We start from the raw sequence: 11,458 nt of genomic DNA, 5'->3' as shown, positions 1-11,458 counted from the left end.
CGACCCTCGCCGGGAACACGCGGGTCACCGACGCCCAGCGCGCCCGCGCCGAGGGACGTTCGCCGATCATCGACCCGGGGATGCAGCCGGCCGGGCTCACGGCGCTGCTCGGGCTGCTGCTGGCGGGCGGAGCGGTGCTCGGCACGTACGCTCTGCTCGTCCCGCTCGTCGCCCTCCAGGCCGTCACCGCGGCGGGCTGGTTCCGCCTGAACGGCATGTGGCCCGCCCGGCAGGGCATCGCGCTGGGCTTCGCGGGCGCGCTCGCCGCCGACGCGGCGCTGCTGGTGTCGGACCGCTCCCCGGCGGCGATCCTCGGCACGCTCGGGGTGTGGGTGCTGCTGTCCCTCGTACTGCAACTGCGTTCGCACGCCGACCCCGACGAGCGGATGTACGGCCTGATCGCGACCGTGGCCGCGGCGGCCCTGGCGATCGTCGCGGGCGGATTCCTCGCCGCCGACGCGGACGCGGTGACGGTCGGCGCGATCGCGGTGGCCGTGGCCGTCGTGGCCCGTGCCCTGCCGCTGCCGACGCCGGCCTCCGTGGTCGTCGCGCTGCTCGCGGCGGCCGGTGCGGGGATCGCGGTCGGCTCGATGACGGCCTTCGGGACGTCGGGGGCGCTGCTCGGGGCGGGCGCGGCGGTGTGCGCGCTGATCGGCCACCGGGTGGCGGCCTACGACTACCCCTCCCGGTTCGTCCACTTCACAGCGGGCGTGGCCCTGCCGCTCGCGGCGGCGGCACCGGCGGTGTACGTGCTCGGCAGGGCCCTCGCCTGACCCGCTTCCCGGCCGGACGCCGGTTGCCCGGCGGCGTCCTCCGGGCCGGGCGTCTGCCCCCGCACCGGCCCCCGCACCCCTGTCACAGGTGATCGACAAAACCCCGGCGGCCCCGTCCGGCCGCGTTACCCTCGCGCTGGACGGCCGCCGGTCGTCGGGGACCGCCGTCGTTGACCGCCCAGGGTTGGGGAACACCGCATGCGTGCACTGCGAATACTGCTGATCGTCGTCGTGATCCTGGGCGGGCTCTTCGTGATCGCGGACCGTGTGGCGGTCAACTTCGCCGAGGGCGAGGCGGCGGACAAGCTGCGCAGCACCGAGAACCTGCCCTCGACGCCCGACGTCTCCATCAACGGCTTCCCGTTCCTCACCCAGGTCGCCGGCGGCGAGCTGGACGACGTCGAGATCGGCATCGACGACTACGAGGCGTCCACCGGCGACGGCGGCGAGAAGATCCGTATCGACCACCTGCGCGCGAACATGAAGGGCGTCGAGTTCTCCGGCGACTACAGCTCCGCCACCGCGGCCACCGCCACCGGCACCGCGACCGTCGGCTACGACGAGCTGATGAAGGCCACCAAGTCCGAGCCCACGGACATCGCGCCCGGCATCACCGCCAAGGTCGTCGGCCTCTCCGACGGCGGCAACGGCAAGATCAAGGTGTCTCTCCAGGCCACCGTGCTCGGTGTCGAAGTGCCCGAGCCGGTCGAGGTGCTCAGCTCGGTCACGGTCAAGGACAACGACGTGGAGGTCGTCGCCGACGGCCTGCCGGAGATCGGCGGCAAGCAGTTCGCCGAGTCCCGGATCCGGGCCATCACCGACTTCCAGCAGACCATCGACGAACTGCCGGGCGGCATCGAGCTGGACAAGGTCGAGGCGGCGAAGGACGGCGTCGAGATCACGGTGAAGGGTTCGAACGTCGAGCTGGCCGGGTAAGCGTCCGACAGGCGAGACGGCGTCGTCCGTACCGTAGATGCGATGGTGAGCACCCCGGCCCGGGGAGCATGCGGCGACGTTCCGCCGTCCGATCGATCCCACATCGCGGACGATCCCGTCTCATGATGCGACACGCCGGTGACATGGCCCGGTATCCGTCCCTACGATCGGTACCCATGAAGCGACAGGCGGATCTCACGAAGCGGCGGGCAGTGGACCTGTGCCGCGTTGCCGCCATGCTCTGTCGCACCTTCTGAGCGTACGGCGACGCCGCCGTCCGTCCCTCTCACCGCCCTGCCCAGGGCACCCGCGCGCCGCCGCACGGCCCGAGCGCGCACACCTTCTCACCGCACGCCCCGCCGCAACTGCCCCGGAGGAGAAATCATGAGCCGCAGCGACGTCCTGGTCGACGCCGACTGGGTCCAGGACCACCTGGACGACCCGAGCATCGCGATCGTCGAGGTGGACGAGGACACGTCCGCCTACGAGAAGAACCACATCAAGAACGCGATCCGGATCGACTGGACCCAGGACCTCCAGGACCCGGTCCGCCGCGACTTCGTCGACCAGGAGGGCTTCGAGAAGCTCCTGTCGAAGAAGGGCATCTCCAACGACCACACCGTGGTCCTCTACGGCGGCAACAACAACTGGTTCGCGTCCTACGCCTACTGGTACTTCAAGCTGTACGGCCACGAGAACGTCAAGCTCCTCGACGGCGGCCGCAAGAAGTGGGAGCTGGACGCCCGCGAGCTGGTCGACGGCAACGAGGTGCCCGAGCGCCCGGCCACCGACTACAAGGCCAAGCCCCAGAACACCGCGATCCGCGCCTTCCGCGACGACGTCGTCAAGGCGATCGGCGCGCAGAACCTGGTCGACGTCCGTTCGCCCGACGAGTTCTCCGGCAAGCTGCTCGCCCCGGCCCACCTCCCGCAGGAGCAGTCGCAGCGTCCGGGCCACGTCCCGTCCGCCCGCAACATCCCGTGGTCGAAGAACGCCAACGACGACGGCACCTTCAAGTCGGACGACGAGCTCAAGCAGCTCTACACCGACGAGCAGGTCGACCTGGCCAAGGACACCATCGCCTACTGCCGCATCGGTGAGCGCTCGGCCCTGACCTGGTTCGTCCTGCACGAGCTGCTGGGCGTGGAGAACGTCAAGAACTACGACGGCTCCTGGACCGAGTACGGCTCCCTCGTCGGCGTGCCGATCGAGCTCGGCGCCGCGAAGTAAGCAACCCGACCGACCTCTTCCGACCCCCGACAGGAGTACGACATGTGCGGTGCGAAGGCCGGCGGCCCCGACGCCTCGACGATCAAGCCCGGTGAGACCACGATCCAGGGTCACGTGACCCGCGACGGCGAGCCGGTGACGGGCTACGTCCGTCTGCTGGACTCCACCGGAGAGTTCACGGCGGAGGTCCCGACCTCCGCGACGGGCCAGTTCCGCTTCTACGCGGCCGAGGGCACCTGGACCGTACGGGCGCTCGTCCCGGGCGCCAGCGCCGACCGCACGGTCGTCGCCCAGCAGGGCGGACTGGCGGAGGTCGCGATCGCCGTCTGACGGCACGCGGCAGCGGCAAGCGACGGCCGAAGGGCCGCACCCCACGGGTCGGACGCCCGGGGTGCGGCCCTTCGGCGTGTCCGGACCTACCCTGGGACGTATGTACGCGCGGCGGCGGCATCGCTACTTCGTGATGATGGGCGTCTGCATCGCCCTGTTCGTCCTGGCCTGGGGCGTCGTCCGCCTCTGGTCGGTCCCCGCGGCCGTCGGCATGTGCCTGGTCGCCATGGTCATCCCCCCGCTCGCCGCGATGGTCGCCAATCGCCGCGGCCCCGACGACCGCTGGTGGGACGACCCCTCCGGCGACCCGAAGTCCGACGAGTGGTGGGACGAGCTGGACGGAAAGAAGCGCCCGCACTCCCAGTAGCGGCGCCTGCGTGTCGGGCCCGGGCCGCGCACCGGGTGCCCGGCGCCGCCCCGGCTGCCCGGCGTCGGGGCCGAATCGTGATCAACATCGCCGCAACCCCGGTCGTCGGCTGCGGGTCTCCTGGGTGCGCGCATACGGAACGCGCACTTCACGTTCTGTGGGGGGACGTCATGGAAGAGGAACCGGCGACACCCGCGGCACCGGCCGCGCCGACGCCACCGGAGGTCCGCACGCCGCCGATCGGCGGCGCGGGTCCGTCCGGGTCCGTCGAGGGGGCGGGACGACGCCGGCGGCGCGGGCGTACGGCCCTGCTCATCACCGCCGCCGCCGTGTTGGGCCTGGTCGGCGGTACCTGCGCGGGAGTACTCGTGCAGGCGGACCGGGAGCCGACGAAGCTGCCGCCGCTGTCGCAGGCCACGCTCGCGCGCAGCGCCGGGAAGGCACCGGAACCGCTGCCCGCCGACCAGGACCGCAGGGTACGGACCGACGGTGACCTGCGTGAGCTGTTGCTGAAGAAGCCGCAGGGGGCGCGGGAGGCCGAGTGGCTGAAGAGCGTCGACGGCTGGATGGACCTCGCGACCTACGCCGAAACCTTCGGAAGGCCGGACGAGCAGTTCTCGCAGTACATCCACGACGAGTTCCGCCGGGCGGCCGTCACCGGCTGGGACGTCGGGGACGACTACAGCGTCGAGATCCGCCTGATCCAGTTCCGTCAGGAAGAGGTCATGTCGGCCCGTGAGGCCGGCGACAACGGCCGGCACTGGGCCGGATGGGCTCGGGAGGAGGACACCGACAGATGGGGGATTCCCGGCACCGGTGACGGCGAGGCGTTCGTGCACAACCGCCCCGAGGCCGAGCCGGGCTCCGCGCCGGTGTACACGGCCGAGGCGCACGCCTGGCGTGGCGACATCCAGATGGAGGTCTGGGTGACCGGCACGAAGCGGATCGACAAGAAGCTGATCATGGATCTGGCCGAGCGGCAGATGGAGCGGTTGTGAGCGAGAAGCGGGCGGGGCGCGGGCGGTGGGCCGGTGTCGTCGCGGGCGGGCTGCTGGTCGCGACGGTCGTCGGTGCCGTCGGGTACACGGTCGACAAGGTCGAGGACGCCGCCCGGGACGCGGGCGCGCCCGTCTGGGCGTCCCCCGAGGGCGCGGCGGACAACAAGCAGCCGGCGGCCGGAGCCACCGGACTGGCCCGGGTCCTCGTGCCGTACCGTCCCGACGGCTGGACGCGTGGGCCCGACCTCGGGGAGTTCGGGGCGGACGTCGCGTTGAGCGGCGCCCAGGCGACCGCTCTGAGCAAGGAGTCGCTGAGCGGCCTGCCCCGCTCGCAGCGCAGGGAAGTGGAGAAGGAGATCGAACGCCGGCACATCACGGGCGTGGCCATGCGCAGTTACGCCAGCACCGGGGGCTTCCACGACGGCGAACTGACGGGCGCCCTCTCCCTGACCGTGGTGCTGACCCGGATGGAGGACCGGGCGGCCGTGCGTTCCGGGGCGGCCGGCCAGAACGCGTTCTTCGAAGCCCTGGACGCCTTCCGGGCGGGACCGCGCATCGAGGGCCACAAGGACGCCCGGTGCTACCGCCTGCCCGCTGACTCGGACGAAGGACTCGACATGATGTTCTGCGCCGCCTATCGAGGCGACGTGCTGGTCTCCGCCACGGGCGAGGGCGTGCGGCCCTTCGGCGCCAAGAGTGTCGCCGCGCTGCTGACCGAGCAGCTCGACCGCATCGCTGAGCCCGGGGAGGCGGTGTGACCGAGCAGGCGAAGCAGACGGAGCAGACGGAGCAGACGGACCAGACGGAGCAGACGGACCAGACGGACCAGGCTGAGTCGACGGAGCAGGCGGCTCGTCCGGTCCCACCGGCCCTGCCGCCCATGCCCGACACGCCGCCCGTGTTCCGGGACGCCGATCCGGCGAGGACGTCCCCGGTGGTGACGAAGGACCGCCGTGCGCTGCGTGCCGTGCTGCGCTGGACCGCGGCGGTCGCCGTGTTCGCCGCCGTCGGGTCGGCGACGGCGTACGGCATCACACGGACGGACCGGACGGACGTACCCGGGCTGGCGACACAGTCGGACGGGCGCTGGTCCTACCCCACGCTCACCAGGCCGCCGCTGCCGTCCGGCAGCCCCGGACCGTTCGCCGAAGCCAACAGGGCAGGTACCCACTACGCCGACCTTCGCGCCCTCGTGCTGCCGGCGCCCGAGGGCGCGAAGGCCGACGGGGAGCTGCACGGCACGGACGGCTGGCTTGCGACGGACGTCTTCCTGAAGGAGTACCGGGACACCGCGGAACACGACGAACTGCGGCAGAAACTCGTCGACCACGGGCTGCGCCACATCGCCGCTCGCGGTTGGACCACCGATGACGGCACCCGCACCCGTGTCTACCTGCTGCAGTTCGACACCGCGGCCGTTGTGGACGAGTTGCGCAACCGTCATCTCGCGTCGTACAGCGGCCCTCGTTACGCCGTGCGCGGTGCCGAAGAGGCCGTCCCCGACGACGGTTTCCCGACGGAGGCCCAGATCGAGGACCTGTCGTACTTCCTGTACACCGAACCCGAGCCCTACGGCACCGAACAGGTCCGCCAGGCATACCTCGGCGCCGGTGACGTGCTGGCCGTCGTCCTGCAGAGCCGCAAGGGCGGGGCCGAGGCGGTGCCCTTCCAGCAGACCGTGGCTCTGCAGTCCCTGCTGCTCCGCTGACGGCCCCGCGCGGCGCGCAGCACCCGGACGGACGCTGCGTGACCGGGCAGGGTCAGTAGACGAGGGCCTGCGTGTCGTCGGCCAGCGCCTCCTGCACGAAGACCTGGGCGCCGGCGATCCGTACGCCGTCGAGGACGTCCTTCTCGGTGATGTCGCGGCGGGCCGCGCACTGGGTGCACAGGGTCAGCCGGCCGCCCGCCAGGATCGAGTCCAGCAGGTCGGGCAGCGGCGCGGCGTGCGGCAGGTCGAACTCGGCCGCGCGGCCCGGCAGCGCGAACCAGGCGGACTCGCCGGTCAGCCACAGCGAGACGTCGACCCCGCTGGCCACGGCCACCGCCGCCACCGTGAACGCCTGGGAGCACCGCTCGGGCGCGTCGGCGCCCGCCGTCACCTTGATCACGAGCTTCTTCGCCATGGCCGCATCGTACGGCGCACTGGAGGGCGCACCTCACAAAGTGGCGCCGCCCCGGGCCGCGTAAGCTGGGCCACGGCCCTGTGCATGTAGCGCACCCGGCGCACGCACCGCACTCCGCTTTACCGAGGAGCACCCCGTGGAGATCTTCTTCGAAGCCCTGCTGGTCCTGGTCTGCGTCGGCGTCCTCGCCTTCGCCGGTCTGACCGTGAAGAAGCTGTACCAGGGCCAGCGCTGATCACCGACGCCAGGAAGTACCGCTCATGATCGAGATCCCGTCCGACCTGCACAAGGACCTCGTCCCCCTCGTCTTCCTGCTGGGTGACTGGGCCGGCGCGGGCGTGCACGACTTCCCCGGCGACGAGAAGTGCAACTTCGGCCAGGAGGTCTCCTTCACCCACGACGGCCGGGACTTCCTGGAGTACCGGTCGCACACCTGGGTGCTGGACAACGACGGCAACAAGGTCCGCCCGCTGGAGTCCGAGCACGGCTTCTGGCGCATCGACGCGAACCGCCGGGTCGAGGCCACGATGACCCGCGACGACGGCGTCATCGAGATCTGGTACGGCGAACTGGCCGACCAGAAGCCCCAGATCGACCTGGTCACGGACGCGGTGGCCCGCACCGCGGCCTCGCGGCCCTACACCGGCGGCAAGCGGCTGTACGGCTACGTCAAGAGCGACCTGATGTGGGTGGGCGAGAAGCAGACCCCCGAGGTCGAGCTGCGCCCCTACATGTCGGCGCACCTGAAGAAGGTCGTCACCCCGGAGGACGTCGAGCGCTGGGCCAAGGCCCTGCCCGATGACATGCCCGACGACGGGATCGCCTTCTTCAAGTAGGACCCCGCCCAAGAGGTCCTAGACTCGTGGGTGTGGTGAGCACCGACTGGAAGAGCGATCTCAGGCAGCGCGGCTACCGGCTGACCCCGCAGCGGCAGCTGGTCCTCGAAGCCGTGGACACCCTTGAGCACGCGACCCCCGACGACATCCTCGGTGAAGTGAGGAAGACGGCGTCGGGGGTCAACATTTCCACCGTCTACCGCACGCTGGAGCTCCTGGAGGAGCTGGGGCTGGTCAGCCACGCCCACCTCGGGCACGGCGCGCCCACCTACCACCTGGCCGACCGGCACCACCACATCCACCTGGTCTGCCGGGACTGCACCAACGTGATCGAGGCCGATCTGTCGGTGGCCGCCGAGTTCACCGCCAAGCTGCGGGAGCAGTTCGGCTTCGACACCGACCTGAAGCACTTCGCGATCTTCGGCAGGTGCAAGGACTGCTCCCTGAAGGGTTCAACTACCGAGTCGTAGGCTAGAGGTTATGAAGAGCCCCCTGCTGTCCCTGCCCGGCGCCGTCCCAGCCGAGGGCGTGGACGAAGGCGTCGCCGCCCACTACGGTGACCTGTTCCGCGAGCAGCGTGCCCTCGCCGACGGCACCGGCTTCGTCGACCTCTCCCACCGCGGCGTCGTCGCCGTCACCGGCGACGACCGGCTGACCTGGCTGCACCTGCTGCTCACCCAGCACGTCAGCGACCTGCCGGCCGGTGAGGCCACCGAGGCGCTGATCCTCTCCGCGAACGGCCACATCGAACACGCCCTGTACCTCGTCGACGACGGCACGACCGTCTGGGCCCACGTGGAACCCGGCACCCAGGAGGCGCTGATCGCCTACCTGGAGTCGATGAAGTTCTTCTACCGGGTCGAGGTCGCCGACCGCACCGCCGACACCGCGGTCGTGCACCTGCCGGCCGGCTCGATCACCGAGGTCCCCGAGGGCGTCGCCGTCCGGCAGACGCCGTACGGCCGTGACCTCTTCCTGCCGCGCGAGGAGCTGGAGGCGTTCGCCGACCGGGCCGGCCCGCCGGCCGGGATCTTCGCGCACGAGGCGCTGCGCGTCGAGCAGCACCGCCCCCGCCTCGGCTTCGAGACCGACCACCGGACCATCCCGCACGAGCTGGGCTGGATCGGGACGGCGGTCCATCTCCAGAAGGGCTGCTACCGGGGGCAGGAGACCGTCGCCCGGGTGCACAATCTCGGCAAGCCGCCGCGCCGCCTGGTCTTCCTGCACCTGGACGGCAGCGAGGTCCACCTGCCGCCGAACGGCGCCGAGGTGCGCCTCGCCGACGACGGCCCCGACGGCCGGAAGATCGGCTTCGTCACCACGTCCGTACGCCACCACGAGCTGGGTCCGGTCGCCCTCGCCCTGGTGAAGCGGAACGTCCCGGTGGACGCCCGCCTGATGGCGGAGGAGACGGCGGCGGCCCAGGAGACGGTCGTAGAGCCCTGAGAGCGAGGGGCCCCGGGAGGAGCCCGGGGCCTCAGACCTCGACGATCACCGTGAACGGGCCGTCGTTCGTCAGCGACACCCGCATCTGGGCGCCGAAGCGGCCCGTCGCCACGGTCGCGCCCAGCGCGCGCAGTCGCGCGACGACCTCGTCTACGAGCGGCTCGGCCACGTCGCCGGGCGCGGCGGCGTTCCAGGTGGGGCGGCGGCCCTTGCGGGCGTCGCCGTAAAGGGTGAACTGGCTGATCACCAGAAGTGGTGCGTCGATGTCGCTGCACGACTTCTCGTCGTGCAGGATCCGCACCGACCAGAGCTTGCGGGCCAGCTGCGCCGCCTTCTCCTCGGTGTCGTCGTGGGTGACGCCGACCAGGACGCACAGGCCCTCGCCGTCGATCGCTCCCACGGTCTCGCCGTTCACGACGACGTCCGCGCCGTCCACCCGCTGTACCACTGCACGCATCCCGTCATGATGCCGTGCGCCCCCAGGGTGTGGGCACACGGGCCCGTACCGGGGTTTTTTCGCTCCCTAACCCCCCATCTGGGGCCGATCGGGGCCGATCGTGGGCACTCGGTCACATAGCGGCCACTTGGGGTGGCACGATGCTCTCCAGAGGCCGGTCGAGGGGACGGACGGTAGAGGCACATGAGCACACCGAGTACGGGGCAGCCGCTTGGGACTGTCGCGTTGACATATCCGGGTGGCCTGGAGGCGCCCCGGCCGCCCGTGCAGCGCACGGACAGCCCGGAGCTGCCCGCGGATCCTCCGGGGCGCGACCTGATCGCGCTGAGCCTGCCGGAGCTGCGCGCGCTGCGCCGGGACGCGCAGCGCGAGGAGGCCGACCTGAGCTACGTACGGCGGCTGCTGCAGGGCCGTATCGACATTCTGCGTGCCGAGCTCGCGCGGCGCCGTCCGGCGTCCGTGGTGACGACCGCTGCCAAGGGGCCCGTGGTCGAGCGGCTGTCGGAGATCCTGACCGACGCGCCGGCCCGGCAGCGTTCCTCCGCGCGGCACGTGACGCTCGGCACGCCACGGAGCGAGGAGTGCCGGCGGCTGGCCGCGGAGATGCTCGGCGAGGTCGAGCTGTCCGACCTGACGGCCCGCACCGACGTCGAGCTGACCGCCGGAATGGGCCGGCTCGTGCGCTACGAACAGCAGGTCTCCCGTCGGCGGCAGCGGCTGCAGCGTACGGCCGACGACTGCAGCGCGGAGATCGCACGCCGGTACCGTGAGGGGGAAGCACAAGTCGACGACCTGCTCGTGTGACACGAGGGCGGCTTCCGGAGCCGCCCTCCGCAGCCCGGCGATCCCGGGCCGTCGCCGCGGCGGGCCGTCCGTCCGGAAGGCCACCGCCGATGCCCGCGTCGCAACCGTTCCCTCCCCCGACGGCCCAGCCGTCCCAGCACGCGCCCACGTCCGCCCTCGCGCCGGTCGTACCGCCCGTCCTCGCCGAGGTCGTCCGGTCCGGCTTCGTCGAGGGGCGGCACCGGGGCAGCCTGGTCGTACTGGGCGCCGACGGCGCCGTGGAGCTGGCGCTGGGGGAGGTGACGGCGCCGGTCTTCCCGCGCTCCTCGAACAAGCCGATGCAGGCGGCGGGCGTCCTGCGCGCGGGTCTGGACCTCGCGGGGGAGCGGCTGGCGCTGGCCGCCGCGAGCCATTCCGGGGAGCCCTTCCACCGCGGCCTGGTCCGCAAGATGCTGGACGAGTACGGCCTGGACCCGGACCTGCTCCAGTGCCCGCCCGACCTGCCCCTGGACGCGGAGGAGCGGGAGACCTACCTGGCGTCGGGCGCGGGGCCCGACCGGATCACCATGAACTGCTCCGGCAAGCACACCGCGATGCTGGCCGTCTGCGCGCGGCGGGGCTGGCCGCTGGAGTCGTACCTCGACCCAGAGCACCCGCTCCAGAGGATCATCCACAGGGTTGTGGAGGACGCGGCGGGCGAGCCGGTCGCCGCCGTCGGCACGGACGGGTGCGGGGCGCCGCTGATGGCGGTCAGCCTGGTCGGGCTGGCCCGCGCCTTCCGCTCCTTCGCCGGTGCCGAGCCGGGATCGGCCGAGCGCCGGGTCGCCGACGCGATGCGCGCCCACCCCGAGTACGTCGCCGGTACCCGCCGCGCCGACACCTGGCTGATGCGTGAGGTGCCCGGCGCGCTCTCCAAGATGGGCGCGGAGGCCGTCCAGGCGGTGGCCCTGCCGGACGGCCGCGCCCTGGCCTTCAAGGTCGAGGACGGCGCGGCGCGGGCCCTGGGCCCGGTACTGGCCCGCGCGCTGACGCTGCTGGGCGTGGAGGGTCCGGTGGTCGACCGCATCGGCCGTGCGCCCCTGCTGGGCGGCGGACGCGAGGTGGGGGAGGTCCGGGCGGCCTTCTGAGAGCGGGTGACTCTCGGAGAGCGCGCACGCCCGGGACGCCGGGCCGGGCAAA

At 71.9% G+C, this 11,458-nt stretch carries 14 protein-coding genes and 1 pseudogene; 13 read left to right on the top strand and 2 right to left on the bottom strand.

What is annotated here, in order from left to right:
* From EBH09_RS16660 to EBH09_RS16620, 8 genes and pseudogenes are all read left to right on the top strand, one after another.
* A pseudogene (locus tag EBH09_RS16660) lies at positions 1–773 on the top strand (hypothetical protein); the annotation flags it as partial.
* 198 nt (positions 774–971) lie between these two features.
* On the top strand, positions 972–1,709 hold the full coding sequence (locus tag EBH09_RS16655) for a DUF2993 domain-containing protein (protein ID WP_121747764.1): 738 nt from the start codon (positions 972–974) through the stop codon (positions 1,707–1,709).
* 384 nt (positions 1,710–2,093) lie between these two features.
* Positions 2,094–2,939 carry a sulfurtransferase gene (locus tag EBH09_RS16645; RefSeq protein ID WP_121747763.1) on the top strand — a complete coding sequence of 282 codons (846 nt, stop codon included), beginning with the start codon at positions 2,094–2,096 and terminating at the stop codon, positions 2,937–2,939.
* Between the two features lie 42 nt (positions 2,940–2,981).
* Positions 2,982–3,269 carry a DUF1416 domain-containing protein gene (locus EBH09_RS16640; protein WP_121747762.1) on the top strand — a complete coding sequence of 96 codons (288 nt, stop codon included), beginning with the start codon at positions 2,982–2,984 and terminating at the stop codon, positions 3,267–3,269.
* 100 nt (positions 3,270–3,369) lie between these two features.
* A complete protein-coding gene (locus tag EBH09_RS16635; RefSeq protein WP_121747761.1) occupies positions 3,370–3,636 on the top strand; it encodes a DUF3099 domain-containing protein in 267 nt (88 codons plus the stop codon).
* A 170-nt stretch (positions 3,637–3,806) separates the two neighbouring features.
* On the top strand, positions 3,807–4,634 hold the full coding sequence (locus tag EBH09_RS16630; protein WP_121747760.1) for a hypothetical protein: 828 nt from the start codon (positions 3,807–3,809) through the stop codon (positions 4,632–4,634).
* The gene (locus EBH09_RS16625) at positions 4,631–5,392 is read left to right on the top strand and encodes a hypothetical protein (RefSeq protein WP_121747759.1); all 762 of its coding nucleotides are present in this window, start codon (positions 4,631–4,633) and stop codon (positions 5,390–5,392) included. The genes EBH09_RS16630 and EBH09_RS16625 overlap by 4 nt, the downstream gene beginning before the upstream one ends.
* Positions 5,389–6,342 carry a hypothetical protein gene (locus EBH09_RS16620; protein ID WP_238697337.1) on the top strand — a complete coding sequence of 318 codons (954 nt, stop codon included), beginning with the start codon at positions 5,389–5,391 and terminating at the stop codon, positions 6,340–6,342. Before EBH09_RS16625 ends, EBH09_RS16620 begins: the two co-directional genes overlap by 4 nt.
* 52 nt (positions 6,343–6,394) lie before the next feature.
* Here EBH09_RS16620 and EBH09_RS16615 read toward each other — a convergent pair whose 3' ends face one another.
* On the bottom strand, positions 6,395–6,757 hold the full coding sequence (locus EBH09_RS16615; protein ID WP_121747758.1) for a DsrE family protein: 363 nt from the start codon (positions 6,755–6,757) through the stop codon (positions 6,395–6,397).
* A 260-nt stretch (positions 6,758–7,017) separates the two neighbouring features.
* On the opposite strand from EBH09_RS16615, the gene EBH09_RS16605 reads away from it, so the two are divergent.
* Genes EBH09_RS16605 through EBH09_RS16595 form a run of 3 tightly spaced genes read left to right on the top strand, consistent with a single transcriptional unit; the run spans position 7,018 to position 9,039 of the window.
* Complete coding sequence (locus EBH09_RS16605) at positions 7,018–7,593, top strand: FABP family protein (protein ID WP_121747757.1); 576 nt, start codon at positions 7,018–7,020, stop codon at positions 7,591–7,593.
* 32 nt (positions 7,594–7,625) lie between these two features.
* A complete protein-coding gene (locus EBH09_RS16600; RefSeq protein WP_121747840.1) occupies positions 7,626–8,063 on the top strand; it encodes a transcriptional repressor in 438 nt (145 codons plus the stop codon).
* A gap of 10 nt (positions 8,064–8,073) precedes the next feature.
* The gene (locus EBH09_RS16595; protein WP_121747756.1) at positions 8,074–9,039 is read left to right on the top strand and encodes a folate-binding protein YgfZ; all 966 of its coding nucleotides are present in this window, start codon (positions 8,074–8,076) and stop codon (positions 9,037–9,039) included.
* Between the two features lie 31 nt (positions 9,040–9,070).
* On the opposite strand, the gene dtd is transcribed toward EBH09_RS16595, so the two are convergent.
* The gene (dtd, locus tag EBH09_RS16590; protein ID WP_121747755.1) at positions 9,071–9,496 is read right to left on the bottom strand and encodes a D-aminoacyl-tRNA deacylase; all 426 of its coding nucleotides are present in this window, start codon (positions 9,494–9,496) and stop codon (positions 9,071–9,073) included.
* A 183-nt stretch (positions 9,497–9,679) separates the two neighbouring features.
* Here dtd and EBH09_RS16585 point away from each other — a divergent pair, with 183 nt between their 5' ends.
* Positions 9,680–10,300, top strand: coding sequence for an aerial mycelium formation protein (locus tag EBH09_RS16585; RefSeq protein ID WP_121747754.1), 621 nt, complete (start codon positions 9,680–9,682; stop codon positions 10,298–10,300).
* An 89-nt stretch (positions 10,301–10,389) separates the two neighbouring features.
* The gene (locus EBH09_RS16580) at positions 10,390–11,406 is read left to right on the top strand and encodes an asparaginase (RefSeq protein ID WP_121747753.1); all 1,017 of its coding nucleotides are present in this window, start codon (positions 10,390–10,392) and stop codon (positions 11,404–11,406) included.
* The last annotated feature ends 52 nt before the right edge of the window (positions 11,407–11,458 follow it).

It is taken from the genome of Streptomyces sp. E2N166 (assembly GCF_003671715.1).
GTDB lineage: Bacteria > Actinomycetota > Actinomycetes > Streptomycetales > Streptomycetaceae > Streptomyces > Streptomyces thinghirensis.
Note: the sequence above shows the minus strand (reverse complement) of the source record. Positions and strands in the feature narration are given on the sequence as shown.

Bases quoted from the DNA above. Each gene is read 5' to 3' on its own strand.
- EBH09_RS16655 (WP_121747764.1), top strand. From the start codon at position 972: ATGCGTGCACTGCGAATACTGCTGATCGTCGTCGTGATCCTGGGCGGG.
- EBH09_RS16645 (WP_121747763.1), top strand. From the start codon at position 2,094: ATGAGCCGCAGCGACGTCCTGGTCGACGCCGACTGGGTCCAGGACCAC.
- EBH09_RS16640 (WP_121747762.1), top strand. From the start codon at position 2,982: ATGTGCGGTGCGAAGGCCGGCGGCCCCGACGCCTCGACGATCAAGCCC.
- EBH09_RS16635 (WP_121747761.1), top strand. From the start codon at position 3,370: ATGTACGCGCGGCGGCGGCATCGCTACTTCGTGATGATGGGCGTCTGC.
- EBH09_RS16630 (WP_121747760.1), top strand. From the start codon at position 3,807: ATGGAAGAGGAACCGGCGACACCCGCGGCACCGGCCGCGCCGACGCCA.
- EBH09_RS16615 (WP_121747758.1), bottom strand. From the start codon at position 6,757: ATGGCGAAGAAGCTCGTGATCAAGGTGACGGCGGGCGCCGACGCGCCC.
- EBH09_RS16605 (WP_121747757.1), top strand. From the start codon at position 7,018: ATGATCGAGATCCCGTCCGACCTGCACAAGGACCTCGTCCCCCTCGTC.
- EBH09_RS16595 (WP_121747756.1), top strand. From the start codon at position 8,074: ATGAAGAGCCCCCTGCTGTCCCTGCCCGGCGCCGTCCCAGCCGAGGGC.
- dtd (WP_121747755.1), bottom strand. From the start codon at position 9,496: ATGCGTGCAGTGGTACAGCGGGTGGACGGCGCGGACGTCGTCGTGAAC.
- EBH09_RS16585 (WP_121747754.1), top strand. From the start codon at position 9,680: ATGAGCACACCGAGTACGGGGCAGCCGCTTGGGACTGTCGCGTTGACA.
- EBH09_RS16580 (WP_121747753.1), top strand. From the start codon at position 10,390: ATGCCCGCGTCGCAACCGTTCCCTCCCCCGACGGCCCAGCCGTCCCAG.